A 24356-nucleotide genomic window follows, 5' to 3' on the forward strand; every position below is an offset into this window, starting at 1 on the left:
GGGGTCAGCGGCGGCTGCGGACTCTGGCGGCTCTCGGTGGGCTCACGAACTGGAGTTCCAGGGTCGGTGGGGGTGGGGCGAGGCCCGGGCCGCCGGCTGTGGCCCAGGTGAGGAGTTCGGTGGTGGAGGCGTCGTCCGTGGCGAAGCCGACCCAGGTGGGGCGGCCGCCCGCGCGGCGGCCCGCGGTGGAGGGCTGGACGACGATGACGTTCGCCTGGTCGCAGGGGCCCAGGCAGTCCGTCGTACGGACCTGGAAGGCGCCGTCGGAGGCGGCGGCCGCCGCGCGGAGCCGGTCGAGCTGCCCGGCGTGGTCGTAGCCGGGGTGTTTGCGGGCGTCGCCGCAGCAGCAGCCCCGGCACACCACGAGCGTGCAGGGGCGGCTGCCGGCGGCGCCGATCAGCGCGCGTTGACCTGGAACCATCCCGGTCAGGAGGCCGAGAGGCCGACGTGGGACAGGGCCTGGCGGAGCAGGAAGCCGTGTCCGCCCGGCATCTCGCTCTGCACCGCGGGCGAGACCGCCTCCTGGGGGCTGAACCACACCAGGTCCAGCGCGTCCTGCCGCGGCCGGCAGTCGCCCGACACCGGCACGATGTAGGCCAGCGACACCGCGTGCTGACGCGGGTCGTGGTACGGCGTGACGCCCTGCGTCGGGAAGTACTCGGCCACCGTGAACGGCTGGAGCGAGGTCGGCACCCGCGGCAGCGCCACCGGGCCGAGGTCCTTCTCCAGATGCCGCAGCAGGGCGTCCCGGACCCGCTCGTGGTGCAGGACCCGGCCGGAGACCAGGGTCCGGCTGACGTTGCCGTCCGGGCCGATGCGCAGCAGCAGGCCGATGCTGGTGACTTCGCCGCTCTCGTCGACGCGCACGGGCACGGCCTCGACGTACAGGATCGGCATCCGGGCGCGGGTCAGTTCGAGCTCGTCCTGACTCAGCCAACCGGGCGTGGTCTCGGTCATGTCTGACATTGCTTGATCATACTTTCAGTGTCCGTCGGGAAGCCGGTAGACCTGGCGGGCGTTGTCCGCCGCGGCCCAGCGTGCCAGGCGCAACGCGTCGGCCAGGGCCAGTTCGTCGGCGTCCACCCGGTCCTGGAGCAGCTCCCCGAGACCCCGGCGGAACGCCAGCGCGCCCAGCCCGTAGAACTCCGCCACACCGTAGGCGTCGGAGCTGTACAGCAGTTTGCGGAACGGTGTGATCTCCAGCGCCTCCTCCAGGACCGCCCGGGCCCGCGCGGGGCCGACGTGGTGCAGGGTCAGCCCCACGTCCAGGTACACCTGCTCGAACACCGCGGCCAGATAACCGGCCTGCCGCTGGTACGGCCAGCAGTGCAGGAGCAGCACCGGGATCGTGCCCGCGATCAGGCGCAGCCAGTCCGTGAGATGGGCCGGATCCACGGAGTGCAGCCGGATGTCGGGGTCGCCGAAGCCGGTGTGGAGCTGGAGCGGCAGTCCGAGGTCCACCGCCGTCCACAGCAGATGCCGTACCAGGACCGGGTCGTCGAGCCGCCCGCCGCGGGCCAGCCAGCGCCGGGCCGCCCGGGTCACGTCCGCGTCCGAGGGCCGGGCCGGGTCCAGCACGAAGCCGGTGCGGTAGGCCGCCACCGACTTCACGCCGACCACCCCGGGCCGGCGCACCGCGTCCAGCGCGGCCGACCGGAACGCGTCGGCGTAACCGCCCGCGTCGACGCCCCGCCCGGCCACGGCCTCCGCGACGGACTCCAGCCGGACCACCTCGTACGCCACCACCTCGTGCGCCACCGCCCCGGCCGCCGCCGCGAGTTCGGCGGGGCTGGTGAGCGGCTGCGGCGTGTACCCGGTGTCGACGCAGAACACCCCGGTGCGGGCCGCGGCGAGGAACCGCCGGTTCACCTCGGCCGGGCCCAGCTCGGCCCGCCGGGCCAGATAGACGTCGGCGGGGGCGTGCCGCTCCAGGCCGAGCACCGGCGCGCAGTACCGGCGCACGGCCACCCCGGCGGGGGTGTCGAAGGTCGTGGTGCCGGGCCATCGTCCGCCCTCGGTGAGCAGCGCCTCGAAGTCCGGCCGGTCCAGCGGCACGGTGACCACGCCGTGGCAGTGGTGGTCCACCAGCTCGAGGTCCGCGAGCGCCTGGTGGACGGGGCCGCCGGCCATCTCAGTACACCCAGCGGTAGGCGGCGGCCACCCGCTCGTCGTCCAGCCCGGCGACGGCGTCGATCTCACCCTGCCGTACGGCGGCCACCGCGTCGGCGAGGACCGGGCCGAGCGCGTCGCGCAGCACCTCGTCCGCGCGGAACGCGGTGACGGCGTCGGCGAGGGACGTCGGCAGCCGCCGTACGCCCCGCGCCCGTGCCTCGGCGGCGGGGAGCGCGGCCGGGTCGCCGGTGGTCTCCTCCGGCAGGACGGCGGCCCGCGCGATCCCGTCCAGCCCGGCCGCGATCAGCGTGCCGAGCAGCAGATAGGGGTTGGCGGCCAGGTCCACGGGCTTCACCTCGACGTTGGCCTGCCGCTCCCGGGCGCCGGCCGTGCCCCGCACCAGACGCAGGGCCGCCTCCCGGGTCTCCAGGCCCCAGGCGGTGAACACCCCGGCCCACTGGGAGGGTTTGAGCCGCAGATAGCCGGCCGGGCTGGGCGCGGTCACCGCCGTCAGGGCGGGCAGCCGGTCCAGGATCCCGGCGGCGAACGCCTCCGCGTCGGCCGTCATCCCGTACCGGCGTGCGCCCCCGGCGTGCAGATTGACGCCGTCGCGCCAGGCGGAGAGGTGGACGTGCCCGCCGTTGCCGACGCCCTCGGCGGTGACGGCGGGGGAGAAGGAGACCCGCAGCCCGTGCCGCAGCGCCACCGCCCGGATCGTCTGGCGGACCAGGACACTGCGGTCGGCCGCCGCCACCGGGTCCAGGGCGCCCACCGAGATCTCGAACTGGCCCGGCGCGTACTCGGGATGGATCTGCTCGACGTCCACGCCCTGCGCCGCGCACGCGGCCAGCAGTTCGGCGGTGTACGCGCTCAGCTCGACCTGCCGGGTCGCCCCGTACGCGGGACCGGTCGTCGCCGGGACGAACTCCCCGGCGGGCGCCGAGTCCAGGCCCACCGACCACTCGATCTCGATGCCGGCCCGGAACGCGAGACCGTGCTCGCGCGCCGCGTCGGCGACGATCCGGCGCAGGACCGTGCGCGAGCAGCCCGGGTGCCGGGTGCCGTCCTGGGTGATCCGGTCGACGGGCGCCCACGCCCACCCCGGCTGCCCGGCCAGCGCCACCAGCCGGTCGAGGTCGGGATGGAGCCGCAGATCGCCGTCCGGGGAGCCGAGCACATCGGTGGTGACGATGTGGTCGTTCGCGAGGAACGTGTCGAACACCGGGGACATGCCCACGCCCCAGGCCACCGCCTGCTCCAGCCGGGCCGTCGGGACCGTCTTCACCCGGCCCACGCCGGCCGTGTCGACGTACGACAGGACGACGCCGTGGACGCCCCGCGCGGACAGTTCCCCGGCGAGCGCGCCGGCCCGCTCCACCTCGCCGGGGCGGCCACCGGGAACCGGGTCGGCCAGGGTCGTCATACGTCCTCCACGATCGGTCGTCCGTACGTGTCCGTCAGGCTTTCACGGCCGCCGGGACCGCCGGAACAGCACATCAGGCCGGGCCGGTCACCGCCGTCCCGACCGCTTCGGGGTCCCCCGGTAGGGTGACGGTCCGGCCGGTGCGCAGCGGCAGGACGGCGCCGGACGCAGCACAGGAAGCAGGACATGCCCTACTCGCACGCCCCCCGCCCGACCGTCCCCGGCCCCGGCGCCGACCCCGCCGGCATCCGGCTGGTCGTCACCGACATGGACGGCACCCTGCTGGACGACGCCAAACGGCCGCCCGCCGGACTGTGGGACACGCTGGCCCGGCTGCGCGAGCGCGGTGTCCTCTTCACCCCGGCCAGCGGACGCCAGTACGCCACCCTGGCCGCCCAGTTCGCGGAGGTCGCCGACGGGATGGTGTTCATCGCCGAGAACGGCACCTATGTGGTGCGCGACGGCGTGGAACTCAGCTCCGACCCGCTGGACCCGGCCGTCGTGGCCCGCCTCGTAGGGACCGTACGACGGCTCGCGGCCGCCGGCACCGATCTGGGCGCCGTGGTCTGCGGCAAGCGGTCCGCGTACGTCGAGCGCTCCGACCCGGCCTTCCTGGCCGAGGTGGAGCAGTACTACCTGCGCTGCGAGGTCGTCGAGGACGCCGCGGCCGTCGACGACGACGTGATCAAGGTCGCCCTGTTCGACTTCGGGGCCGCCGAGGAGACCACCGCCCCGGCGCTCGCCGCGTTCGCCGCCACTCACCAGGTCGTGGTCTCCGGCGAGCACTGGGTCGACGTCATGAACCGCACCGCCAACAAGGGTGCCGCGCTGCGCCGGCTCCAGCGGGAGCTGGGCATCACCCCCGCCCAGACCATGGTGTTCGGCGACTACCTCAACGACCTGGAGATGCTGGACGCCGCCGACTGGTCGTTCGCCATGGCCAACGCCCACCCGGAGGTCGTGCGCCGGGCCCGCCATCTGGCCCCGTCCAACAACGACGACGGGGTGCTGCGCACCATCACGCGCGTGCTGGGCCTCCCGCCCGGGTAGGACGGCGGCGGGAGGCGACATGAGCGCAGGCGACACCAGCGCGGCGGCGGCCGTGGCCCGGCTGGCCGGTGACATCACCTCGGACCTGGAACAGGGGGACCTGGAGGACTTCTACCGGGATCTGCACCGCCACCCCGAACTCTCCTTCCAGGAACACCGCACCGCCGCCCGGCTCGCCGGCCGGCTGCGCGCCGCCGGGTACACGGTGACCGAGGGCGTCGCCCGCACCGGCGTGGTCGCGGTCCTCGCCCGCGGCGACGGTCCGGTGGTGTGGCTGCGCGGCGACATGGACGCGCTGCCGGTGCCCGAGGCGACCGGGCTGCCGTACGCCTCCACCGTCGACGGCGTGATGCACGCCTGCGGTCACGATCTGCACGTCACCTGGCTCGCGGCCGCCGCCGGGGCGCTCGCCGCGGCCCGCGAGACCTGGTCCGGCACGCTGGTGGTCGTCGGACAGCCCGCCGAGGAGGCGGGCGGCGGGGCGGCGGCGATGGTCGCGGACGGGATCCACGAGCGGTTCCCGCGCCCCGACGCGCTGTTCGGCCAGCATGTCGCGCCCGGCCTCGCCGGCTTCTTCCCGCACACCCCCGGTCTGACCCTGTCGGCCTCCGACGACATCGAGGTCGTCGTGCACGGGGTGGGCGGGCACGGATCGCGGCCCGAGTCGACCGTGGACCCGGTGGTGACGGCCGCCTACGTCGTCACCCGGCTCCAGACCGTCGTCGCCCGGGAGGTCGCGGCGGGCGAGTCGGTGGTGCTCACCGTGGGCCGCTTCCACGCCGGGACGAAGGCCAACGTCATCCCCGCCGAGGCCCGGCTCTCCCTGAACGTGCGCACCCAGGACACCCGGGTGCGCGACCGCGTCCTGGCCGCCGTCCGGCGGATCGTGGAGGGCGAGTGCGCCGCCGCGGGCTGCCCGGTGCCGCCCGGCATCACGGTGGTCCCCGGCTGTCCCAGCACGGTCAACGACCCCGTCCTGGACGGGGAGATCGCCGCCGTGCACCGCGAACTGTTCGGCGCGCACACGGTGTTCGACTTCGGCCCGGTCATGGGCAGCGAGGACTTCTCCCTCCTCGCGCCGCCGGGAGTGCCGTACGACTACTGGTACGTGACCTCGACCCCGGCGGCCGTGTGGGACGCGGCCCCCGGGCGGGACCTGGCGGAGAAACTTGCCGGTGTGCCCGGGAACCACAGTCCGTCCTTCGCCCCGGACACCTCCGTGCTCGTGCCCGGGGCGCGCACCCTGGTGTCGGCCGCGCTCGCGCGGCTCAGCTCGTGACGTTCTCCGCCTCGAACATCCAGCGCTGCTTCTCCAGTTCGGCGGTGATGCCGATCAGCAGGTCCTGGGTGACCGGGTCCGCCTCCTCGGTGGCGGTGATGCGCTCGCGCAGCCGCCCGATGGCGGCGCCCAGCGTCTCCGCGATCACCTGGACGACCTCCTCGTCCCGCAGCCAGCCGTCTTTCGGGCTGGGCAGTGTGAAGGCCGAGGCGATGGTCTCGGGTCGGCCGTCGGGCGGCAGCCCGAGGGCGGAGGCCCGCTCGGCGACCGTGTCGGCGAACCCGCGGGCCGCCGCGACCACCTCGTCGAGCTGGAGATGGACCGAACGGAACCGCGGTCCGACGATGTTCCAGTGCGCCTGCTTCCCGATCAGCGACAGCCCGAGAAGATCCACCAGCGTGCTCTGGAGGGCGTCGTAGGTGACCTGCCGGGCCGGCTCGGGAAGGGGGCTCTTGACGACAGCCATGCGTATTACTCCTCCTGCTCGCGTCCACGCGGTCGGCGACCGAGTGCCCCCGCCCCACCGGCGCAAACGGGCCCCCGCCGGGCCGTCTCAGCGGGTGAGCACGCCGTCCAGGAAACGGATCAGGTCCGCGAAGACCTCCGCCCGGTTCGTCTCGTGGAAGACCTCGTGGCGGGCCCCGGGGTAGATCCGCTCGGTGCGCGGGCCGGGGGCCAGCCGCTCGACTCCGGTCCTGCTCCCCGGCGGCGGCACGAGCCGGTCGTCCTCGCCGTGCAGCCACAGCAGTGGCAGCGCGCCCACGTCACCCGCCCCGGCCGCGGTCTCCAGGGTCCGGACGAACGCCTCCAGCGTCGGCCGTTTCATCGGCCCGTGCCAGACCAGCGGATCCGCCGCGTACGCCGCGCCCACGGCCGGGTCGCGGGAGAGCGCGGCGGGGCTGACGGGGACGTCCGGGATCTCGTCCAGGGCGAGCAGCCGGCCCGGCAGCTCCCAGACGCCGAGCACCGGGCCGGAGAGGACGAGCGCGGCCAGGGACGAGCCGTGGCGCTGGGCGTAGCGGGCGGCGATCAGCCCGCCCATGGAGTGGCCGATGACGACGACCGGCAGCCCGGGACGGGCGCTCCGGGCGAGGCGGGCCACGGTGTGCAGATCGGTGACCACGTCCTCGAAGTCCTCGATCACCACCCGCTCGCCCTCCGACCTGCCGTGCCCGAGGTGGTCGGGCGCGAACACGGCGGCGCCGTGCCGGTTCAGCACGCCGGCGATCTCGGCGTAGCGGCCAGCGTGCTCGCCGTACCCGTGCACCAGCAGGGCGATGTAACGGGGATCGGGGTGCGGCCACTCGTGGGCGACGAGTCTGCCGCGGGTGCCCGTGAGGACGTGCTCGGTCATGGCGCCTCCGATGGTGCGGACGGATGGTCGGTGGGGTCCCCCGTACGGTGGACATTAGATGTGCGTACCATCGGCCTCCGCATGAACACGATGACGTTGTGGCACATCACCGGCTGGCAGTTCGCCGCCCTCGCCCTCGCGGCGCTGCTCGTCGGCTTCTCCAAGACCGCCGTCAGCGGCGCCAACACGGTCAGCCTCGCGATCTTCGCCGCGGTCCTGCCGGCCCGCGCCTCCACGGGTGTGCTGCTGCCGCTGCTGATCGCCGGGGACGTCCTGGCGGTCCTCACCTACCGGCGGCACGCCCACTGGCCCACCCTGCTGCGGCTGTTCCCGGCCGTCGCCGCCGGAGTGGTGCTCGGCACGCTCTTCCTGAAGTGGGCGGGCGACGGCGCGGTACGGACCTCGATCGGCGCGATCCTGCTGCTGATGGCCGCCGTCACGCTGTGGCGCCGCCGCACCGCCGAGTCGGCCCCCGGCCCCGACGCGGTGGTCACCCGCTCGGGCCGGATCAAGGCCCGCTCCTACGGCGTCCTGGGCGGCTTCACCACGATGGTCGCCAACGCGGGCGGCCCGGTGATGTCGATGTACCTGCTGTCCGCGGGCTTCCGCAAGCTCGGCTTCCTCGGCACCTCGGCGTTCTTCTTCCTCATCGTGAACGTGTCGAAGGTGCCGTTCAGCGTCGGGCTCGGTCTCATCGACGGCCGCTCGCTGCTGCTGGACGCCGCGCTCGTCGCCTTCGTGGTCCCCGGCGCGCTGCTCGGCAAGTGGGCCGTCCACCGCATCGACCAGCGGCTGTTCGAGCAGCTCGTCATCGCGGCGACGGTGCTGGGCGGTGTCCACCTGCTCCTGCGGTAGGCGCTCCCCGGGGCTTCAGTGTCAGGCGCGGGCCGCCACCCAGTCCGCCGTGGCCGCGAGCCCGCCGAACGTGTAGAAGTGCAGCCCGAGATCGCCGTGCCGGACGGGGTCGTACCCCTCGGCGAGGTCCTGGACGAACCGGTCCGGCCCCGCCGTCCCCATCAGGTTCGTCAGGGAGAACCCGTACTTGCGCGCGATGCCCGCGCCGGTGCCCACCCCGAACCGGGTCGCGTACGACAGCAGCCGCCGCACCCCGGCGGGACCCGGCACCCCGACCCGCACCGGCAGGTCCACCCCGCGCGAGCGCAGCTCCTCCACCCAGGTCAGGACCGGTTCGACGTCGAAACCGAACTGGGTGATCACACTGCCGTCGAGCCCCTGCTCCCGCAGCACGGCGGCCTTCTCCTCGATCGCCGACCAGAGCACCGGCCCGTCGATCGCCGGATGGCCCTCGGGATAGCCGCTGACGCCGACGTGCCGGACGCCGTACTCCTGGAGCAGCCCGGAGCGCAGCACCGACAGCGTGTCCGGGAACGGGCCGCGCGGGACGGCCGGGTCGCCGCCGACGACGAAGACGCGCTCGGTGGCGTCGGCCTCGCGGAGCGCGGCGAGGAACTCCGCCAGCTCGGCCCGGGAACGCAGCCGGCGCGCGGAGAGGTGCGGGACGGGGACGAAGCCCAGCCGGGCCGCCGCCCGCACCGCGGCGAGCCGCAGTTCCTGCGTCTCGGTGCCGAGGAAGGCGACATTGACCCGGGTGCCCGGCGGAACGGCCTCCCGGGCCGCCTCCAGATGCGCCACGTCCTTGCCGGTCATCTCCAGGGAGAAGCCGTCCAGGAGCCGGGGCGCGGGCGGCGCGGTCGTCGTCAGGATCTCGCTCACCCCTGAAGGGTGCGTGATCGCGCGGGCTCCTGACGGCGGATGCGCGGCTTTTGTGGGGAGGTTAACAACGCGCGGGTCAGCGCTGTCCCGGGTTCCGGCGCAGCAGATACGTGTCCATGATCCAGCCCTTGCGCTCCCGTGCCTCGGCGCGCAGCCGCTCGATGCGGGGGCCGGCCTCGGCGATCGGGCCCGAGACGAGGATCTCGTCCGGGGTGCCGATGTAGGCGCCCCAGTAGATGTCGATGTCGTCCCCGGTGTACCGCCGGAAGGTCTGGTGGGCGTCCAGCATCACCACCACGTCGTCCACCCCTTGCGGGAAGCCCTCGGCGAGCCGTCGGCCGGTGGTGATCTGCACGGGCCGCGCCACGCGGTTCAGCGGGATCCGGTGCCGGGCCAGCAGGGCCGACACGCTGCTGACGCCGGGCACGACGTCGTACGTGAACGCGACCGTGCCGCCGGCCAGCACCTCTTCCAGGACGGCCAGCGTGCTGTCGTAGAGCGAGGGGTCGCCCCAGACCAGGAACGCGCCGCTCTCGTCCTCGCCCAGCTCCTCGGCGATCAGCCGCCCGAGGATGGCCGCGCGGGCGCTGCGCCAGTCGTCGACGGCGGGGGAGTAGGCCGCGCCGTCCGCCCGCCGGTCCCGCTCGGGGTCCCTCGCCTCGACCACGCGGTAGCCGCCCTCGGGCCGATGGGCGGCGAGCATGTCCGTGCGCAGCCGCGTGAGATCGCTCTTCACCTCGCCCTTGTCCAGGACGAAGAACACGTCCGTGCTCCGCATGGCCCTGACCGCCTGGAGGGTGAGGTGGTCGGGGTCGCCCGCGCCGATACCGATGACATGAATCTTTCGCACGGCCCCGAGTCTGCCGCACGCGCGGGGGTCACCCGGCCCCGAGTCTGCCGCACGCGCGGGGGTCAGGTGCCGCCGTACAGCCGTGGGGCGCGGGCCGCCGCGTCCACCGGCGCGACCGTGCGCTCCACCTCCGCCGCCAGGGCGCGCGCCCAGCCGGTGAGCCCCGCGAGGTCGAGACCGTAGGGCCGGGCCCGGTCCGGGCCAGTGCCCGCCCACTCCTCGACGGCCCCGGCGCCCCGCCGCAGCAGGCGCACCCCGCCCGTGACATTGCCCCGGGCCGCGTGCGTGAGGCCGACCGCGAGCTGGGCGAGCCCCCGCCACAGCGCCCGCTCGGACTCGGGCCCCGACTTCCAGGCGTCCTCGAACACCTCGTGCGCGTGGAACGGCTTCCCCGCGTCCAGCAGCGCCTGTGCCTCCCCGACGGTCTCGGCCGGGGTCCGTACGACGCCCTCGGGCTGCCGTTCCACGCCCGCCGCGCCGTACGGCAGCGGCCGTCCCAGCCCGTCCCGGGGCCGCGCGTTCCGCGCCCGCCCCTCGCCGTCCCGGTCCCGTGTCCCCGTGTCCCCGCTCGTCGCACCGCCCATACGGCCATTGTCCCGCCCGGGGCCGTCTTCGGGGTACGGCCCCGGGTGCGGTAAAGTGCTGTCCGCGCGATCACGCGGCCTGTGCCGCGGGGACCGCGCACCGGGACGTGGCGCAGCTTGGTAGCGCACTTGACTGGGGGTCAAGGGGTCGCAGGTTCAAATCCTGTCGTCCCGACTTGTGGACACGCGAGTCGCGAGGCCGCTTCGGAGAGATCCGAGGCGGCCGTTTTCTTTTCCGCGGCGGACTTTCGGGCGGCCTCGTTTTTTTCGGGGCTTGCCTTCGTGTGCGCTTCAACAGAAAGACTCCCGTTCGGGCCGGAGCCGAGGGACGGATCCGGGCCGAACGGGAGGATCCATCATGAAGTACCGCACCATAGGCACCGACCCCGCCACCCGCCGCGAGGTCAGCGTGCTCGCGCTCGGCGCGATGCTGTTCGGATCGCTGACGGACGAGACGACGTCGTTCGCGATCCTCGACCGGTATGTGGAGGCCGGCGGCACCTTCATCGACACGTCCGACAACTACGCGTTCTGGGTGGACGGCGGTCAGGGCGGCCAGAGTGAGGAACTCCTCGGCCGCTGGCGCCGCAGCCGGGGTATCGGCGACGAGGTGGTCATCGCCACCAAGGTCGGTGCCCGGCCCCTCGCCCCCGGGACCAGCTACACCGACAATCCCGAGGGCCTGTCCGCCAAGGTGATCCGGGAGGCGGCCGAGCGCAGCAGGGAGCGGCTCGGGGTGGAGCGGCTGGACCTGCTGTACGCGCACATCGACGACCACACGGTCCCGCAGGAGGAGACCGTCGAGGGCTTCGCGAGCCTGGTCGCGGAGGGCACGGTCGGGCTGCTCGGGGTGAGCAACCAGGCCATGTGGCGCGTCGAGCGGGCCCGCGCGCTCGCCGCCGCGGCCGGGCTGCCCGGCTACGAGGTGCTCCAGTACCAGCACAGCCATCTGCGCCCGCGCCTCGACGTGCCGAGCGACCTGTTCCCGGACGGCAGCCTCGGGCACGCGGGTCCCGAACTCCTCGGCTATCTGCGGGCCGAGCCGACTCTCACCCTGGTCGCCTACTCGCCGCTGCTCGCCGGTGCCTACGTACGGCAGGACAAGCCGCTGCCCGCCGACTACGACCACCCGGGCACCCCGGCCCGGCTCGCCGCGCTGCGGGACGTCGCCCGGGAGACCGGCGCCACCGTCAACCAGGTGGTGCTGGCCTGGCAGTTGGGCGGTGAGGCGCCGATCGTGCCGCTGGCGGGGGCGTCGTCGGTGGCCCAACTGGAGGAGAGCCTCGCCGCCGTGGACCTGGAGCTGACGGCGGACCAGCGGGCCCGGCTCGACGGCGTGCACTGAACCGTCGGCGGGGAGGGGGGTGCGCCGGGGAGGGCGGTTAGGCTGGGATCATGCCGTCCACCCGCCGCACCGCCCGCCAGGCCGACCTGCTGGAACGACTCGTGGCGCTGCTCACGGCGGAGGGGTTCTCGGACCTCACCCTGGACGACCTCGCCGTACGGCTGCGCTGTTCCAAGACCACGCTGTACCAGCTCGCGCGGAGCAAGCAGGGGCTGGTCGTGGAGGCCGTCAAGCACTACTTCCGCGGGGCCACCGAGGCCGTGGAGAAGCGGGTGGCGCAGACCGTCGAGCCGTCCGACCGGGTCCGGGTGTATCTGACGGCGGTGGCCGAGCAGCTCCGCCCGCTCTCCCGCCGGTTCCTGGACGACGTGGCGGACTTCCCGCCCGCCCGTGAGGTCTACGAGGCCAATACGCGGATGGCCGCCGAGCGGGTCCGCCGGCTGATCGCCGAGGGGGTGTCCGGCGGCGCCTTCCGGGACGTGCACACCGCGTTCGTCGGGGAGGTCGCCGCCGCGACCATGCGCCAGATCCAGCAGGGCGAGCTCCAGGCCCGCACCGGGCTGACCGACGCCGAGGCGTACGAGCAGCTCGCCTCCCTGATCGTGCACGCCGTCACCTCCTGACCCGGCGTGCTTCCCGTCTCTTCCGCCTGGCTGCGGCACACCCTCGTGCAGTACTGTGAATGATACGTTCGTACGCACTCCAGTATCACTTCCAGTACTACCGTGGAGGTCGCCATGCCGGCCACTCGTGCCCTGCCGACCGAGGAGGCCGTCGAGCTGATCCAGCTCACGCGCACCCTCGCCGCCAAGGAACTCGCACCCCGGGTGGCCGACGCGGAGGCCGACGGGACCTTCCCCCGCGACGTCTTCCGCACCCTCGGCCGCAGCGGTCTGCTCGGACTGCCGTTCGCCGAGGAGGACGGCGGGGCGGGCCAGCCGTACGAGGTGTACCTCCAGGTGCTGGAGGAGGTCGCCGCCGTCTGGTCGAGCGTCGCCGTCGGCATCTCGGTGCACGCCCTGTCCTGCTTCCCGCTGGCCCGCTTCGGCACCGAGGAGCAGCGCCGCCGCTGGCTGCCCGAGATGCTCGCCGGTGAGCTGCTCGGCGCGTACTGCCTGTCCGAGCCGCACGCCGGGTCCGACCCGGCGGCCATGCTGACCCGCGCGGTCCGCGACGGCGACGACTACGTCCTCAACGGCGCCAAGGCGTGGACGACGCACGGCGGTTACGCCGACTTCTACACGGTCATGGCCCGCACCTCCGACGACCGCACCCACGGCATCTCCTGCTTCCTGGTCCCGGCGGGCACCCCGGGGCTGAGCGCCGATCCGCCGGAGCGGAAGATGGGTCTGACCGGCTCGGCGACGGCCACCATGCGGCTGGACGACGTCCGGGTGCCGGCCGAGCGGCTCGTGGGGGAGGAGGGACAGGGTCTGAAGATCGCGCTCGCCTCCCTCGACCACGGCCGGCTCGGTATCGCCGCCGTGGCCTGCGGCCTCGCCCAGGGCGCCCTCGACCACGCGGTGCGCTACGCCCGTGAGCGGGAGACCTTCGGCAAGCCGATCATCGAGCACCAGGGGCTGGCCTTCGTGCTGGCCGACATGGGCGCGGCGATCGAGTCGGCGCGGGCCACCGCGCTGGCCGCCGCGCGGCTGAAGGACCTCGGGCTGCCCTTCACACGGGAGGCGTCGATCGCCAAACTCGTGGCCACGGACAATGCCATGAAGGTGACCACGGACGCGGTGCAGGTCCTCGGCGGGTACGGATACACGCGCGACTTCCCCGTCGAGCGCTATATGCGCGAGGCCAAGGTCATGCAGATCTTCGAAGGAACCAACCAGATCCAGCGCATGATCATCTCCCGTGCGCTGGACCGTAACGAGGGCGGTGTGCTCACCGTCCTCGGCAAGGAGTGATGATGCAGCTCGCCCACACCGCCGCCCTTGTCACCGGCGGTGCGTCCGGCCTCGGCGCGGCCACCGCGAAGGCCCTGGCCGGCGCCGGCGCCCGGGTCTTCGCCCTCGACCTCAAGGACGGCGTCGACAAGGCGCCCGTGGTCGACGGGGTCACCTATGTGCCCGCCGACGTCACCGACCCCGAGCAGGTCCGCGCGGCTGTGGCCACCGCGGCCGGCTCCGGCGTGCCGCTGCGCACGGTCGTCAACTGCGCCGGGATCGGCCCGTCCGCCCGGATCCTCGGCAAGAAGGGCGTCCACGACCTGGGTCTGTACGCCAAGGTGATCCAGATCAACCTGGGCGGCACCTTCAACGTGCTCGCGCTCGCCTCCGAGGCCATCGCCGAGACCGAGGCCGACGAGAACGGCCAGCGCGGCGTGATCGTCAACACCGCCTCCATCGCCGCCTACGACGGCCAGATCGGCCAGGCCGCCTACGCGTCCTCCAAGGGCGGTGTCGTCGGGCTGACCCTGCCGGCCGCCCGTGACCTGGCGCAGTACGGCATCCGGGTGTGCACCATCGCGCCGGGCATCGTGGAGACGCCGATGCTGGCCACCGTCTCGGAGGAGTTCCGCGCCGGGCTCGCGGCGGGCGTGCCCTTCCCGCGCCGGCTGGCCCTGCCCGAGGAGTACGCCAAGCTCGCGCTGGCGATCGTCGACCACGACTACCTCAACGGCGAGACGATCCGGATGGACGGCGCGCTGCGCATGGCGCCCAGGTAGCAGCCCTCAGCTCCTGACCAGGAGCTGGAAGTCGAAGGCGTACCGGGACGCGCGGTAGATGTGCGTCCCGTACTCGACCGGGCGCCCGGTGTCGTCGTACGCCGTGCGCCGCATGGTCAGCAGGGCCGCGCCCTCCCGTTCGGCGAGGAGCGCGGCCTCCTCGGCGTTCGCCGCGCGGGCGCCGACGGTCTGCCGGGCGCTGTGCAGGGTGATGCCTGCCAGCCGCATCAGGTGGTAGAGGCCGGTCGCCTCCAGACGGGCCGAGTCGAGGTCCAGCAGCGCCGGGGGCAGGTAGTTGCACAGGAACGCCACCGGCTGGCCGTGCGCCGAGCGCAGCCGCTCCAGGAGCGTGACCTCGGCGCCCTCCGCGGTCCCCAGGGCGGCCGCCACATCGGCGCTCGCCGGCACCCGTTCATTGCGTACGACCCGCGTGGTCGGCCCCTGTCCCGCGGCCTCCAGGTCGTCGTAGAGGCTGCTCAGCTCCAGCGGCCGTTTCACCTGGCTGTGCACGACCTGGGTGCCGACGCCGCGGCGGCGCACCAGGAGCCCCTTGTCGACCAGTGACTGGATGGCCTGGCGGACCGTGGGCCGGGACAGGCCGAGCCGGGTCGACAGATCGATCTCGTTGCCGAGCAGGTTCCCCGGGGCGAGCGCCCCGTGTTCGATCGCCGCCTCCAGTTGCTGGGCGAGCTGGTAGTAGAGCGGCACCGGGCTGGAGCGGTCGAGCGCGAAGTGCAGGCCGTCCAGCACCGAACCGGCCGCCGCACGGCTCCGTTCGCCGGTCTTCGCCATCGGGCAAACCTCCTGGCCGCTTTGGGTGCGCCCCTGCGCAGCGGGTAGATTTTCGCCCCGGTACGACCCGTGGCGTCTTCCAGGTGTAGGTCCCCGCGGCCCCCTGTGTCAATGGTTTGTTCTTACATTCGGACCTGCTTGTGAAATGATGTCTTAACAAAGTCTTGACAGTGGACCCGCCAAGGGATTGGATCCCGTCCCAACAGCGCACACACCGAGTCCACGTCACCCGAACGGTCGCGGTCCCGGCTCCCTGGCCCCACCCTGAGCAGTAGCGGGCCACCGATCCCTGAGATCGCCTCCCTTTCCCTCGTGATCCCCCGTGTTTTCTCCCGTCGCACAGTGAGGTGCAGGAAAGATGGACAGCTCTTCGCCCCGTTCCCGCAGAATCGTCCCGGTCGTGGCCCTGGCCGCAGCGGTGGCCCTGACCGTCGCCGGCTGCTCCAGCAGCTCGGGCGGGAAGAAGTCCGACGAGAGCGCCGACGGCGCCTCCGCGGGCAAGGCGAGCACCCCGCAGATGACGGTGGCCCTGATCACCCACCAGTCGCCCGGCGACACCTTCTGGGACATCGTCCGCAAGGGCGCCGAGGCCGCCGCGGCCAAGGACAACGTCAAGCTGGTCTACTCGGCCGACCCCAGCGCCGGCGGCCAGGCCAACCTGGTGCAGAACGCCATCGACCAGAAGGTCGACGGCATCGCCATCACCCTCGCCAAGCCGGACGCCCTCAAGGACGTCGTGGCCAAGGCGAACGCCGCGAAGATACCCGTGGTCGGCCTCAACTCCGGCGTCAGCGAATGGCAGAAGCTCGGCCTGCTCCAGTTCTTCGGCCAGGACGAGACCGTCGCGGGCGAGGCGCTCGGCAAGCGGCTCAACAGCGCCGGCGCCAAGAAGGCCGTCTGTGTCATCCAGGAGCAGGGCAACATCGGCCTCACCCAGCGGTGCGACGGTGTGAAGAAGACCTTCTCCGGCACCACCGAGGTCCTCTACGTCAACGGCACCGACATGCCGTCCGTGAAGTCGACCATCACCGCCAAGCTCACCCAGGACAAGGCGATCGACTACGTCGTCACGCTCGGCGCCCCCTTCGCCCTGACCGCGGGCCAGTCGGTGTCCGACGCCGGCAGCAAGGCCAAGGTCGCCACCTTCGACCTCAACAAGGACCTGACCAGCGCCATCAGCAAGGGCACCGTCGACTTCGCGGTCGACCAGCAGCCCTACCTCCAGGGCTACCTCGCCGTGGACTCGCTGTGGCTCTACAAGAACAACGGCAACTACATGGGCGGCGGCGAGGCCCCGGTGCTGACCGGCCCGGCCTTCGTCGACAAGTCCAACGTCGACGCGGTGGCGGCGTTCGCCGCGAAGGGCACCCGGTGATGAGCATGACCCACCACGCCGAGCCGGCGGTGACCACACCGCCGGCCTCCGGCCCGCAACAGACAGACGGCCGGACCACGAGACGCCCCCTCGCCCTGCGGCTGCTGGCCCGCCCCGAGGTCGGGGTCTTCCTCGGAGCCCTCGCCGTCTGGGTGTTCTTCCTGATCACGGCCCCGCCGGTGCGCGAGGCCGCCTCGATGGCCAACATCCTGTACCAGTCCTCCACCATCGGGATCATGGCCCTGCCGGTGGCCCTGCTGATGATCGGCGGCGAGTTCGACCTCTCCGCCGGCGTCGCGGTGATCACCTCGGCGCTCACCGCGAGCATGCTCAGCTACCAGCTCACGATGAACGTGTGGGTCGGCGTGATCGCCGCCCTGGTGGTCTCCCTGGGCATCGGCATGTTCAACGGCTGGATGCTGGTGAAGACCGGCCTGCCCAGCTTCCTGGTCACCCTGGGCACCTTCCTGATCCTCCAGGGCGTCAACCTGGCGGTCACCAAGCTGATCACCGGCAACGTGGCCACCGACGACATCAGCGACATGGACGGCTTCGACCAGGCCAAGAAGATCTTCGCCTCGTCCTTCGAGATCGGCGGCGTCCAGGTCAAGATCACCATCGTCTGGTGGCTGGTCTTCGCGGCCCTGGCCACCTGGGTGCTGCTGCGCACCAAGTACGGCAACTGGATCTTCGCGGTCGGCGGCAACAAGGAGTCCGCGCGCGCCGTCGGCGTCCCGGTCACCTTCACCAAGATCTCGCTGTTCATGCTGGTCGGCTTCGGCGCATGGTTCGTCGGCATGCACCAGCTCTTCTCGTTCAACACCGTCCAGTCCGGCGAGGGCGTCGGCCAGGAGCTGATCTACATCGCCGCGGCCGTGATCGGCGGCTGTCTGCTCACCGGCGGCGCCGGTTCCGCCATCGGCCCGGTCTTCGGCGCCTTCATGTTCGGCATGGTGCAGCAGGGCATCGTCTACGCCGGCTGGAACCCCGACTGGTTCAAGGCGTTCCTCGGCGTGATGCTCCTCGGCGCCGTCCTCATCAATCTGTGGGTCCAGCGCACGGCGACCCGGAGGTGACCGACCCGATGACCACCAGCAACGGAACCGGAACGCACGGAGCGGTCCTCACGGACCCCGCACCCGGGGCGGGCGAGCACCCCCTCGTCGAACTGCGCGGCGCCGGCAAGTCCTACGGCAACATCCGCGCCCTGCACGGCGTCGACCTGACCGTGCACCCCGGCCGGGTGACCTGTGTGCTCGGCGACAACGGCGCCGGCAAGTCCACCCTCATCAAGATCGTCTCCGGGCTGCACCGGCACACCGAGGGCGAGTTCCTCGTGGACGGCGAACCCGTCCGCTTCTCCAGCCCCCGTGAGGCCCTCGACCGCGGCATCGCCACCGTCTACCAGGACCTCGCCACCGTCCCGCTGATGCCGGTGTGGCGCAACTTCTTCCTCGGCTCCGAGATGACCAAGGGCCCCTGGCCGGTGCGCCGTCTCGACATCGCCGCGATGAAGCGCACCGCGGACACCGAACTGCGCAACATGGGCATCGTCCTGGACGACCTCGAACAGCCCATCGGCACGCTCTCCGGCGGCCAGCGCCAGTGCGTCGCCATCGCCCGCGCCGTCTACTTCGGCGCCCGGGTGCTCATCCTGGACGAGCCCACCGCCGCCCTCGGCGTCAAGCAGTCCGGCGTGGTGCTGAAGTACATCGCCGCCGCCCGCGACCGCGGCCTCGGCGTCATCTTCATCACCCACAACCCCCACCACGCCTACATGGTCGGCGACCACTTCAGCGTGCTGCGGCTCGGCACGCTCGAACTCTCCGCCTCCCGTGACGAGGTCAGCCTGGAGGAACTCACCAACCACATGGCGGGCGGTGCGGAACTCGCGGCGCTCAAGCATGAGTTGGCGCAGGTTCGGGGTGTGGATGTCGAGGAGCTGCCGGAGGAGACGGATCTCAAGGCGCCGGTGGCTTCCACGGCCGCCGCGGACTCCGCGGCTTCCTCGGCCTCCTCGGCCTCCCCGGGAGAGAAGACCGCCTGAGACTGAGGCGCCCCAGCAGGGCTTTTCGCAGAGCAGCGCCGACGCGCCACCGCCGAACAGGGCGGGGGCGCGTCGGCGCTTTCCCGTCCGTGTCCCGCAACGCCTGAGCGCGGCCCCCTCGGAGCCGCGCTCAGATCGTGAACCTCCGTGTTCCGTCAGGCGGTTCGCACCTCCGTGATCGTCACCGGCCGGTGCTCGGCCAGCGACAGTGTGCACGCCTCCGCGATCCAGCCCGCCTCCAGGGCGTCCTCGATCGTGCAGGGCGAGGTCCTGGTGCCCGCCACCACCTCGGTGAACGCGGTGAGTTCGGCGCGGTAGGCGGCCGCGAAGCGGTCCATGAAGAAGTCGTGCGGGGTGCCGGCCGGGAAGGTGACCCCGGGCTCCACCGAGCGCAGCGGCAGCTTGTCCTCCAGGCCCACGGCGATGGAGTCCGCGAAGCCGTGGATCTCCATGCGGACGTCGTAACCCCGGGCGTTGTGACGGGAGTTGGAGACAACGGCGATCGTGCCGTCGTCCAGGGTGAGGATCGCGCCGGTGGTGTCGGCGTCGCCCGCGGCCTTGATGAAGTCGGCGCCCCGGTTGCCGCCGACCGCGTACACCTCGGTCACCTCGCGGCCCGTCACCCAGCGGATGATGTCGAAGTCGTGCACCGAACAGTCCCGGAAGATACCTCCGGAGGCGGCGATGTACGCGGCGGGCGGCGGCGCCGGGTCCAGGGTGGTCGAGCGGACCGTGTGCAGCGGGCCCAGCTCGCCGGAGCGCACGGCGGCGCGCGCGTTGACGAACCCGGTGTCGAAGCGGCGGTTGTAGCCGATCTGGATCGGCACCCCGCTGCCCTGAACGGCCTTGAGGACCTCGACGCCCTCGCTCATGGTGCGGGCGACCGGCTTCTCGCAGAACACCGGGACGCCGGCCTCGACGGCGGCCAGGATCAGCCCCGGGTGGGCGTCGGTCGCGGCGGCCACCACGACCGCGTCCACGCCCGCGGCCAGCACGGCCTCCGGGGAGTCCGCCACCTCGGCGCCGAACCGTTCGGCGGCGGCCTTGGCGGCCGCGGCGTAGGGGTCGGCGACGACGAGCGTCTCGACGGCGCCGAGTCCGGAGAGGGTCTCGGCGTGGAAGGCGCCGATACGGCCGAGGCCGAGGATTCCGATGCGCATGGGGTGCGGCTCCTTGAGGTGGTGCGAAGAGGGGAGAGGGAAGAGGGAGGGGAGGAACGGGGGTCAGTCGAGGCCGCCGAGCACGTTCTGGTCCCAGTCGATCACCGAACCGGTGACCACCCCGGACCGCTCGGAGAGCAGGAACACCACGAAGTCGGCGATCTCGTCCGGCCGGCCGAGCTTGCCCATCGGCAGCCGGGCCGCCGCCTGCTCGCGCCAGTCGTCGCCGGCGCCGTGGAACGCCCGCTGGGTGGCGTCCTCGCCCTCGGTCTCCGTCCAGCCGATGTTCAGGCCGTTGATCCGGACCCGGTCGAAGCGGTGGGCGTGCGCCGCGTTGCGGGTCAGGCCGATCAGCCCGGCCTTGGCGGCCACGTACGGGGCGAGGAAGGGCTGTCCGCCGTGCGCGGAGGAGGTGATGATGTTGACGACCGTGCCCGGTTCCTTGCGGGCCACCATGTCCGCGACGGCGGCCTGCATCGCGAAGAACGGCGCCCTGAGGTTGATCGCGATGTGCTGGTCGAACAGCTCGGGCGTGGTGTCCAGCAGGGTGCCCCGGGAGGTGAGGCCCGCCGAGTTGACGAGGCAGTCGACCCGGCCGTACGCCGTCACCACCTCGGCCACCGACGTCCGCGCCTGTTCGGCGTCGGCCAGGTCGGCCCGGACGAACAGGGCGGTGCCGCCCGCGGCGGTCAGCTCCGCCACCAGCGCCTCGCCGGGCTCGGCGCGCCGCCCGGTGACGGCGACGGTCGCCCCCTCGCGGACCGCGGCCCGCGCGACGGCGGCGCCCACGCCCTGGCTGCCGCCGTTGACGAGGACGACCTTGTCGTCGAGAAGTCCCATGGAAGGAAGGTCCTTTCAGCTCGTACGGCGCTCGGCGCCGGCCCGCAGTTCGTCCCGGAGTGCCTGCGGGGTCCACTCCTCGCGCAGTGCGCGCAGCACCACGTCCGCCTGCGAGGGCGGGGCCAGTCCGTCGACCGGGGGATCGCTGTCGAGGTTGGTGGGGAAGGGGTAGCCCTCGGCGCTCGCGGCGACGACCCGCTCCAGCCACGCCTCGTCCACGCCCTCGGCCCGGCGCTTGAGCAGGACTGGGAAGACGGCGTTCGCCACGGCCTCGCGGTCCACGGTCTCCATGGCGCGCCCGAAGGCCGACGACACCTGGAGCAGGTTCGCCATACGCCGTACGTCGGCGGTGCGGTTGGTGCCGGCGGCGTGGAAGACCGCCGGGTTGAAGAACGCGGCATCACCCTTGGCCAGCGGCAGTTGGACGTGGTGCTCGGCGAAGTACGCCTGGAACTCCGGCAGTCGCCACGCCAGATAGCCCGGCTCGAAGGTCTGCGAGTACGGCAGATAGAGCGTGGGGCCGGACTCCACCGGCATGTCGCAGTGGGCCACCGCGCCCTGGAGGGTGAGCACGGGGGACAGACGGTGGACGTGCGCCGGGTAGGCGGCGGCCGTCTCGTTGGAGAGGAAGCCCAGGTGGTAGTCGCGGTGCACGCTCTGTGCCGTGCCGCCCGGGTTGACCACGTTGACCTGGGAGGTGATCTGGTAGCCGGGGCCCAGCCAGGCCCGGGACACCAGGGCGAGGATCTCGTTGGCGTAGTAGTCGGTGAACGCCTCCGGGTCGTGCAGGGCGGCCTTCTCCAGGGCGTTCCAGACGCGGTCGTTGGCGCCGGGCCGGGCGAAGTGGTCGCCGGCGGTGGCGCCCGCGGCGTGCTGCTCGGCGATCAGCGCGTCGAAGACGTCGGTCGCCCGGTCCACCACCGCCGGGTCGGGGAAGGCGCCCTTGAGGACCACGACCCCGGGGCCGTCGGCGAAGGCCCGCACCAGTTCGGCGCGCACCTCGCGGCTCCCGGCGGCGGCGCGCAGCCGCTCGCTGTCGTAGACGAGGACGTTGCTCTCCACCGAGGCGGCGTGCGGGTAGTCGGCGAGGCCGGTGGTGCGCTCGACGAGGGTGCGCAGGACGTCGAGGTCGCAGTCCTGCTCGGTGAGCCAGGCGCGCTCGTGAAGCGCTCTGGAGTCGGGGGTGACGGGGGTTGCGGGGGTGAAGGACATCGGCGTCCCTTCGTGACAGCGGCGTATCCGTGCTGTCATTCTTGTCAGTACAAACCCGTCGAACAACCAGCAGGCGGCCATCAAAAACCCCTCAGGATGAGGCGAGGAGCGTTCCGTGGGCCATCCCTTCCCGATCCGTGAGATCGCACGTCAGGCGGGTCTCAGCGAGGCGACGGTGGACCGGGTCCTCAACGGCAGGGGAGGGGTGCGCGAGTCGACCGCGCGTGAGGTGGAGCGGGCCATCGCCGACCTCGACCGGCAGCGCACCCAGGTCCGGCTCGTCGGCCGTACCTTCATGGTCGACATCGTGATGCAGACGCCCGAGCGGTTCAGCACCGCCGTACGCGCCGCGCTGGAGGCGGAACTGCCGTCCCTGCACCCGGCCGTGGTGCGTTCCCGCTTCCACTTCCGCGAGACCGGGTCGGTGGACGAGCCGGTCGCGACCCTCGACCGGATCGCCCGGCGCGGCTCCCAGGGCGTGATCCTCAAGGCGCCCGACACCCCCGAGGTCACCGCGGCCGTCGGCCGGCTGGTGGCCGCCGGGATCCCGGTCGTCACCCTGGTCACCGATCTGCCCGCCAGCGCCCGGCTGGCCTACGTCGGCATCGACAACCGCGCCGCGGGCGCCACCGCCGCCTATCTGATGGGCCAGTGGCTGGGGGACCGGCCCGGCAACGTCCTGACCAGCCTGTCCAGCGGCTTCTTCCGCAACGAGGAGGAGCGCGAGATGGGGTTCCGCGGTGCGATGCGGGCCCGCCACCCCGGGCGGGCCCTGGTCGAGATCGCCGAGGGCCAGGGCCTGGACGCCACCCAGTACGACCTGGTGCGCGCCGCCCTGGACCGCGATCCGGAGATCCGGGCGGTGTACTCGATCGGCGGCGGCAACATCGCCACCCTGCGCGCCTTCGCCGACGCGGGCCGGGAGTGCGCCGTGTTCGTCGCGCACGACCTCGACCACGACAACACCCGGCTGCTGCGCGAACACCGGCTGTCCGTGGTCCTCCACCACGACCTGCGGCACGACATGCGCGAGGCGTGCCACATCGTGATGCGGGCCCACGGCGCGCTGCCGCCCGCCGGGCCCACCCTGCCGTCGGCGATCCAGGTGGTGACGCCGTACAACCTGCCGCCGGACATCCGGACGGGCGGCTGACGCGCAGGCCGGACGGGCGGCTGACGCGGAGGGCCGACGGCGGCTGATGCTCAGAGGTTGATCGCGTACGCCTTGCGCAGGGTCTCGTGGACCGTCCACGTCGTACGGTCGCCCGCGCGCAGCACGGCCAGGTCGCCGGGGCCGACGGTGAAGGTGTCGCCGCCCTCGACCTCGATGGTCGCGGACCCGCTGATCACGACGAACAGCTCGTCCGCCTCCGTGTCGGTGACCACGCCCGGGGTGATCTGCCAGATCCCCCGGATCTGCTGGCCGTCCTCGGACTCCCAGACCACCTTCCCGCTCACCTCGGGGGTGCCGGAGACGATCTGCGCCGGGTCGAGCGGGTCGGGTTCGAGATCGGCGTCGGGGATGTGCAGAGCGAAGCTGTGGGTCATGCGGCGACCCTAACGAGCGGGGGCGCGGTTCCGGCGCCGACATTGTGTCCCGGGAACGGGGAGGTGGGGGGACATGTCGTCGGGTCGCGCCGGCGGGCGCGGAGCGCGGCACGTCTCCAGCGGCATCTCTTTCGGGGCGCCCGGCTCGGGGTGCGATGGTCGTCCGGACGGGTCACGCTCGTCGTATGGGTGAAGGCTGGGACGTTCGGCGGGCGGGGCCGGAGGACGCCTCGCGGCGGGTGCTGCTGATTCCGGGCGGGCTGTGCACGACCGAGTTCTTCGCGGACGTCATGGCCGAGCCGGCGGTGGCGGGCCTCGGGCTGGTCGCGGCGGCCCTGCCGGGCTTCGGCGGCACCGAGGCCCCCGAGGACGTGACCATGGAGGGGTACGCCCGGCTGATGGCCGCCTTCGCGGACGAGACCGGCTGCGAGGTGGTCGTGGCGCACAGTCTCGGCGCCAACGTGGCGATCGAGATGGCGGCGGCCGGACTGTTCACCGGCCCGCTGGTGCTGCTGTCGCCCGCCTTCTCGCGCGGCGACGAGATGAGGTCCCTGGCCGCGCTGGACGCCGTGGGCCGGGTGCCGGGGCTGGGCATCGCGGTGTGGGCCGGCATGCTCGGCCTGCTGCCCCGGGCGGTGGCCCGCGGACTGCCCCCGGAGCGCGCCCAGGCGCTCGCGGCGGCGATGAGCGGCAACGACCCGGCGACCTGCCGCCGGATCGTGCGCGCGTACTACGCCTATCTCGACCGGTATCCGTCCCTGGTCCCCCGGCTGTGCGAGGCCGGGGTCCCGGTCTGGGTGGTGCGCGGCGACCACGACGAGATCGGCCTGACGGACGGCGAACGGCGCGGACTGGAGGGGCGCCCGCACGTCCGCCTGGTCACGGTCCCCGACGCCGGTCACGCCGTCCAGATCGACCAGCCGGAGGCCGTGGCCCGCGTGGTCGCCGAGGCGGCGTTGGCCGGCGTGTCCTGA

General features: G+C 72.8%; 26 protein-coding genes and 1 tRNA gene. 13 read left to right on the forward strand and 14 right to left on the reverse strand.

Going from position 1 to position 24356, the window contains the following annotated elements; translation table 11 throughout:
• Positions 1–4 precede the first annotated feature (4 nt).
• From AFM16_RS32920 to AFM16_RS32935, 4 genes are read right to left on the reverse strand one after another with little or no spacing between them, the layout of a single operon-like run.
• Positions 5–421, reverse strand: a complete 417-nt coding sequence (locus AFM16_RS32920) for a hypothetical protein (protein ID WP_078636088.1) — start codon at positions 419–421, stop codon at positions 5–7.
• A gap of 5 nt (positions 422–426) precedes the next feature.
• Positions 427–957 (reverse strand): NUDIX hydrolase family protein, encoded by a 531-nt coding sequence (locus tag AFM16_RS32925; protein ID WP_030790736.1) that lies wholly within the window; start codon positions 955–957, stop codon positions 427–429.
• Between the two features lie 24 nt (positions 958–981).
• Positions 982–2130 (reverse strand): amidohydrolase family protein, encoded by a 1149-nt coding sequence (locus AFM16_RS32930; RefSeq protein ID WP_078636089.1) that lies wholly within the window; start codon positions 2128–2130, stop codon positions 982–984.
• A 1-nt stretch (position 2131) separates the two neighbouring features.
• On the reverse strand, positions 2132–3535 hold the full coding sequence (locus tag AFM16_RS32935) for a type I glutamate--ammonia ligase (protein WP_078636090.1): 1404 nt from the start codon (positions 3533–3535) through the stop codon (positions 2132–2134).
• Positions 3536–3721: 186 nt separating this feature from the next.
• On the opposite strand from AFM16_RS32935, the gene AFM16_RS32940 reads away from it, so the two are divergent.
• On the forward strand, positions 3722–4585 hold the full coding sequence (locus AFM16_RS32940) for a Cof-type HAD-IIB family hydrolase (RefSeq protein ID WP_078636091.1): 864 nt from the start codon (positions 3722–3724) through the stop codon (positions 4583–4585).
• 19 nt (positions 4586–4604) lie between these two features.
• Positions 4605–5864, forward strand: a complete 1260-nt coding sequence (locus AFM16_RS32945; RefSeq protein ID WP_078636092.1) for an amidohydrolase — start codon at positions 4605–4607, stop codon at positions 5862–5864.
• On the opposite strand, the gene AFM16_RS32950 is transcribed toward AFM16_RS32945, so the two are convergent.
• Both AFM16_RS32950 and AFM16_RS32955 read right to left on the reverse strand, forming a co-directional pair.
• Positions 5854–6330, reverse strand: coding sequence for a Dps family protein (locus AFM16_RS32950; RefSeq protein WP_078636093.1), 477 nt, complete (start codon positions 6328–6330; stop codon positions 5854–5856). The genes AFM16_RS32945 and AFM16_RS32950 overlap by 11 nt on opposite strands.
• 87 nt (positions 6331–6417) lie before the next feature.
• The gene (locus AFM16_RS32955; RefSeq protein WP_078636094.1) at positions 6418–7218 is read right to left on the reverse strand and encodes an alpha/beta hydrolase; all 801 of its coding nucleotides are present in this window, start codon (positions 7216–7218) and stop codon (positions 6418–6420) included.
• An 81-nt stretch (positions 7219–7299) separates the two neighbouring features.
• On the opposite strand from AFM16_RS32955, the gene AFM16_RS32960 reads away from it, so the two are divergent.
• Positions 7300–8073: a sulfite exporter TauE/SafE family protein gene (locus AFM16_RS32960; RefSeq protein ID WP_078637166.1), complete on the forward strand. Its 774-nt coding sequence runs from the start codon at positions 7300–7302 to the stop codon at positions 8071–8073.
• Positions 8074–8094: 21 nt separating this feature from the next.
• Here the strand turns inward: AFM16_RS32960 and AFM16_RS32965 are convergent, their stop codons facing one another.
• The 3 genes from AFM16_RS32965 to AFM16_RS32975 all read right to left on the reverse strand — a co-directional run bounded on the left by AFM16_RS32965 (position 8095) and on the right by AFM16_RS32975 (position 10386).
• Positions 8095–8886 (reverse strand): methylenetetrahydrofolate reductase, encoded by a 792-nt coding sequence (locus AFM16_RS32965; protein ID WP_078637167.1) that lies wholly within the window; start codon positions 8884–8886, stop codon positions 8095–8097.
• Between the two features lie 142 nt (positions 8887–9028).
• Positions 9029–9802, reverse strand: a complete 774-nt coding sequence (gene cobF, locus AFM16_RS32970; protein WP_078636095.1) for a precorrin-6A synthase (deacetylating) — start codon at positions 9800–9802, stop codon at positions 9029–9031.
• A gap of 62 nt (positions 9803–9864) precedes the next feature.
• On the reverse strand, positions 9865–10386 hold the full coding sequence (locus tag AFM16_RS32975) for a DUF309 domain-containing protein (RefSeq protein WP_078636096.1): 522 nt from the start codon (positions 10384–10386) through the stop codon (positions 9865–9867).
• 101 nt (positions 10387–10487) lie between these two features.
• Here AFM16_RS32975 and AFM16_RS32980 point away from each other — a divergent pair.
• The 5 genes from AFM16_RS32980 to AFM16_RS33000 all read left to right on the forward strand — a co-directional run bounded on the left by AFM16_RS32980 (position 10488) and on the right by AFM16_RS33000 (position 14408).
• Positions 10488–10561 (forward strand) — tRNA-Pro (locus AFM16_RS32980).
• Positions 10562–10744: 183 nt separating this feature from the next.
• On the forward strand, positions 10745–11731 hold the full coding sequence (locus tag AFM16_RS32985; protein ID WP_078636097.1) for an aldo/keto reductase: 987 nt from the start codon (positions 10745–10747) through the stop codon (positions 11729–11731).
• A 50-nt stretch (positions 11732–11781) separates the two neighbouring features.
• Positions 11782–12354, forward strand: a complete 573-nt coding sequence (locus AFM16_RS32990; RefSeq protein WP_030790678.1) for a TetR/AcrR family transcriptional regulator — start codon at positions 11782–11784, stop codon at positions 12352–12354.
• Positions 12355–12468: 114 nt separating this feature from the next.
• Positions 12469–13647, forward strand: a complete 1179-nt coding sequence (locus AFM16_RS32995; protein ID WP_030790675.1) for an acyl-CoA dehydrogenase family protein — start codon at positions 12469–12471, stop codon at positions 13645–13647.
• A gap of 2 nt (positions 13648–13649) precedes the next feature.
• A complete protein-coding gene (locus AFM16_RS33000; protein ID WP_078636098.1) occupies positions 13650–14408 on the forward strand; it encodes an SDR family NAD(P)-dependent oxidoreductase in 759 nt (252 codons plus the stop codon).
• Positions 14409–14414: 6 nt separating this feature from the next.
• On the opposite strand, the gene AFM16_RS33005 is transcribed toward AFM16_RS33000, so the two are convergent.
• Positions 14415–15200 (reverse strand): GntR family transcriptional regulator, encoded by a 786-nt coding sequence (locus AFM16_RS33005; protein WP_030790669.1) that lies wholly within the window; start codon positions 15198–15200, stop codon positions 14415–14417.
• Between the two features lie 358 nt (positions 15201–15558).
• On the opposite strand from AFM16_RS33005, the gene AFM16_RS33010 reads away from it, so the two are divergent.
• From AFM16_RS33010 to AFM16_RS33020, 3 genes are read left to right on the forward strand one after another with little or no spacing between them, the layout of a single operon-like run.
• Positions 15559–16575 (forward strand): sugar ABC transporter substrate-binding protein, encoded by a 1017-nt coding sequence (locus AFM16_RS33010; protein WP_078636099.1) that lies wholly within the window; start codon positions 15559–15561, stop codon positions 16573–16575.
• Positions 16575–17651, forward strand: coding sequence for an ABC transporter permease (locus tag AFM16_RS33015; protein ID WP_078636100.1), 1077 nt, complete (start codon positions 16575–16577; stop codon positions 17649–17651). The genes AFM16_RS33010 and AFM16_RS33015 overlap by 1 nt, the downstream gene beginning before the upstream one ends.
• Positions 17652–17659: 8 nt before the next feature.
• Positions 17660–18622: an ATP-binding cassette domain-containing protein gene (locus tag AFM16_RS33020; protein WP_078637168.1), complete on the forward strand. Its 963-nt coding sequence runs from the start codon at positions 17660–17662 to the stop codon at positions 18620–18622.
• A 155-nt stretch (positions 18623–18777) separates the two neighbouring features.
• Here AFM16_RS33020 and AFM16_RS33025 read toward each other — a convergent pair whose 3' ends face one another.
• The 3 genes from AFM16_RS33025 to AFM16_RS33035 form a co-directional block, all read right to left on the reverse strand.
• Positions 18778–19782 (reverse strand): Gfo/Idh/MocA family protein, encoded by a 1005-nt coding sequence (locus AFM16_RS33025; RefSeq protein ID WP_078636101.1) that lies wholly within the window; start codon positions 19780–19782, stop codon positions 18778–18780.
• A gap of 63 nt (positions 19783–19845) precedes the next feature.
• Positions 19846–20622 (reverse strand): SDR family oxidoreductase, encoded by a 777-nt coding sequence (locus AFM16_RS33030; RefSeq protein ID WP_078636102.1) that lies wholly within the window; start codon positions 20620–20622, stop codon positions 19846–19848.
• A gap of 15 nt (positions 20623–20637) precedes the next feature.
• Complete coding sequence (locus AFM16_RS33035) at positions 20638–21834, reverse strand: phytanoyl-CoA dioxygenase family protein (RefSeq protein WP_078636103.1); 1197 nt, start codon at positions 21832–21834, stop codon at positions 20638–20640.
• A gap of 115 nt (positions 21835–21949) precedes the next feature.
• Here AFM16_RS33035 and AFM16_RS33040 point away from each other — a divergent pair, with 115 nt between their 5' ends.
• Positions 21950–22987 (forward strand): LacI family DNA-binding transcriptional regulator, encoded by a 1038-nt coding sequence (locus tag AFM16_RS33040; protein ID WP_078636104.1) that lies wholly within the window; start codon positions 21950–21952, stop codon positions 22985–22987.
• Positions 22988–23037: 50 nt separating this feature from the next.
• Here the strand turns inward: AFM16_RS33040 and AFM16_RS33045 are convergent, their stop codons facing one another.
• Positions 23038–23382 carry a cupin domain-containing protein gene (locus AFM16_RS33045; protein WP_030790650.1) on the reverse strand — a complete coding sequence of 115 codons (345 nt, stop codon included), beginning with the start codon at positions 23380–23382 and terminating at the stop codon, positions 23038–23040.
• Between the two features lie 185 nt (positions 23383–23567).
• Here AFM16_RS33045 and AFM16_RS33050 point away from each other — a divergent pair, with 185 nt between their 5' ends.
• Positions 23568–24356: an alpha/beta fold hydrolase gene (locus tag AFM16_RS33050; RefSeq protein ID WP_167797297.1), complete on the forward strand. Its 789-nt coding sequence runs from the start codon at positions 23568–23570 to the stop codon at positions 24354–24356.

Origin of the sequence: Streptomyces antibioticus (assembly GCF_002019855.1) — a bacterium.
Classification (GTDB): Bacteria; Actinomycetota; Actinomycetes; order Streptomycetales; family Streptomycetaceae; genus Streptomyces; species Streptomyces antibioticus_B.

Coding starts and splice junctions, on each gene's coding strand:
- AFM16_RS33025 (WP_078636101.1), bottom strand. CDS start 19,782: ATGCGCATCGGAATCCTCGGCCTCGGCCGTATCGGCGCCTTCCACGCC.
- AFM16_RS33045 (WP_030790650.1), bottom strand. CDS start 23,382: ATGACCCACAGCTTCGCTCTGCACATCCCCGACGCCGATCTCGAACCC.
- AFM16_RS32950 (WP_078636093.1), bottom strand. CDS start 6,330: ATGGCTGTCGTCAAGAGCCCCCTTCCCGAGCCGGCCCGGCAGGTCACC.
- AFM16_RS32920 (WP_078636088.1), bottom strand. CDS start 421: ATGGTTCCAGGTCAACGCGCGCTGATCGGCGCCGCCGGCAGCCGCCCC.
- AFM16_RS32995 (WP_030790675.1), top strand. CDS start 12,469: ATGCCGGCCACTCGTGCCCTGCCGACCGAGGAGGCCGTCGAGCTGATC.
- AFM16_RS32935 (WP_078636090.1), bottom strand. CDS start 3,535: ATGACGACCCTGGCCGACCCGGTTCCCGGTGGCCGCCCCGGCGAGGTG.
- AFM16_RS33035 (WP_078636103.1), bottom strand. CDS start 21,834: ATGTCCTTCACCCCCGCAACCCCCGTCACCCCCGACTCCAGAGCGCTT.
- AFM16_RS32930 (WP_078636089.1), bottom strand. CDS start 2,130: ATGGCCGGCGGCCCCGTCCACCAGGCGCTCGCGGACCTCGAGCTGGTG.
- AFM16_RS33020 (WP_078637168.1), top strand. CDS start 17,660: ATGACCACCAGCAACGGAACCGGAACGCACGGAGCGGTCCTCACGGAC.
- AFM16_RS32990 (WP_030790678.1), top strand. CDS start 11,782: ATGCCGTCCACCCGCCGCACCGCCCGCCAGGCCGACCTGCTGGAACGA.
- AFM16_RS33050 (WP_167797297.1), top strand. CDS start 23,568: ATGGGTGAAGGCTGGGACGTTCGGCGGGCGGGGCCGGAGGACGCCTCG.
- AFM16_RS32960 (WP_078637166.1), top strand. CDS start 7,300: ATGAACACGATGACGTTGTGGCACATCACCGGCTGGCAGTTCGCCGCC.
- AFM16_RS33030 (WP_078636102.1), bottom strand. CDS start 20,622: ATGGGACTTCTCGACGACAAGGTCGTCCTCGTCAACGGCGGCAGCCAG.
- AFM16_RS33015 (WP_078636100.1), top strand. CDS start 16,575: ATGAGCATGACCCACCACGCCGAGCCGGCGGTGACCACACCGCCGGCC.
- AFM16_RS32965 (WP_078637167.1), bottom strand. CDS start 8,886: ATGACCGGCAAGGACGTGGCGCATCTGGAGGCGGCCCGGGAGGCCGTT.
- AFM16_RS32975 (WP_078636096.1), bottom strand. CDS start 10,386: ATGGGCGGTGCGACGAGCGGGGACACGGGGACACGGGACCGGGACGGC.
- AFM16_RS33010 (WP_078636099.1), top strand. CDS start 15,559: ATGGACAGCTCTTCGCCCCGTTCCCGCAGAATCGTCCCGGTCGTGGCC.
- AFM16_RS33005 (WP_030790669.1), bottom strand. CDS start 15,200: ATGGCGAAGACCGGCGAACGGAGCCGTGCGGCGGCCGGTTCGGTGCTG.
- AFM16_RS32955 (WP_078636094.1), bottom strand. CDS start 7,218: ATGACCGAGCACGTCCTCACGGGCACCCGCGGCAGACTCGTCGCCCAC.
- AFM16_RS33000 (WP_078636098.1), top strand. CDS start 13,650: ATGCAGCTCGCCCACACCGCCGCCCTTGTCACCGGCGGTGCGTCCGGC.
- AFM16_RS32985 (WP_078636097.1), top strand. CDS start 10,745: ATGAAGTACCGCACCATAGGCACCGACCCCGCCACCCGCCGCGAGGTC.
- AFM16_RS32925 (WP_030790736.1), bottom strand. CDS start 957: ATGACCGAGACCACGCCCGGTTGGCTGAGTCAGGACGAGCTCGAACTG.
- AFM16_RS32940 (WP_078636091.1), top strand. CDS start 3,722: ATGCCCTACTCGCACGCCCCCCGCCCGACCGTCCCCGGCCCCGGCGCC.
- AFM16_RS32945 (WP_078636092.1), top strand. CDS start 4,605: ATGAGCGCAGGCGACACCAGCGCGGCGGCGGCCGTGGCCCGGCTGGCC.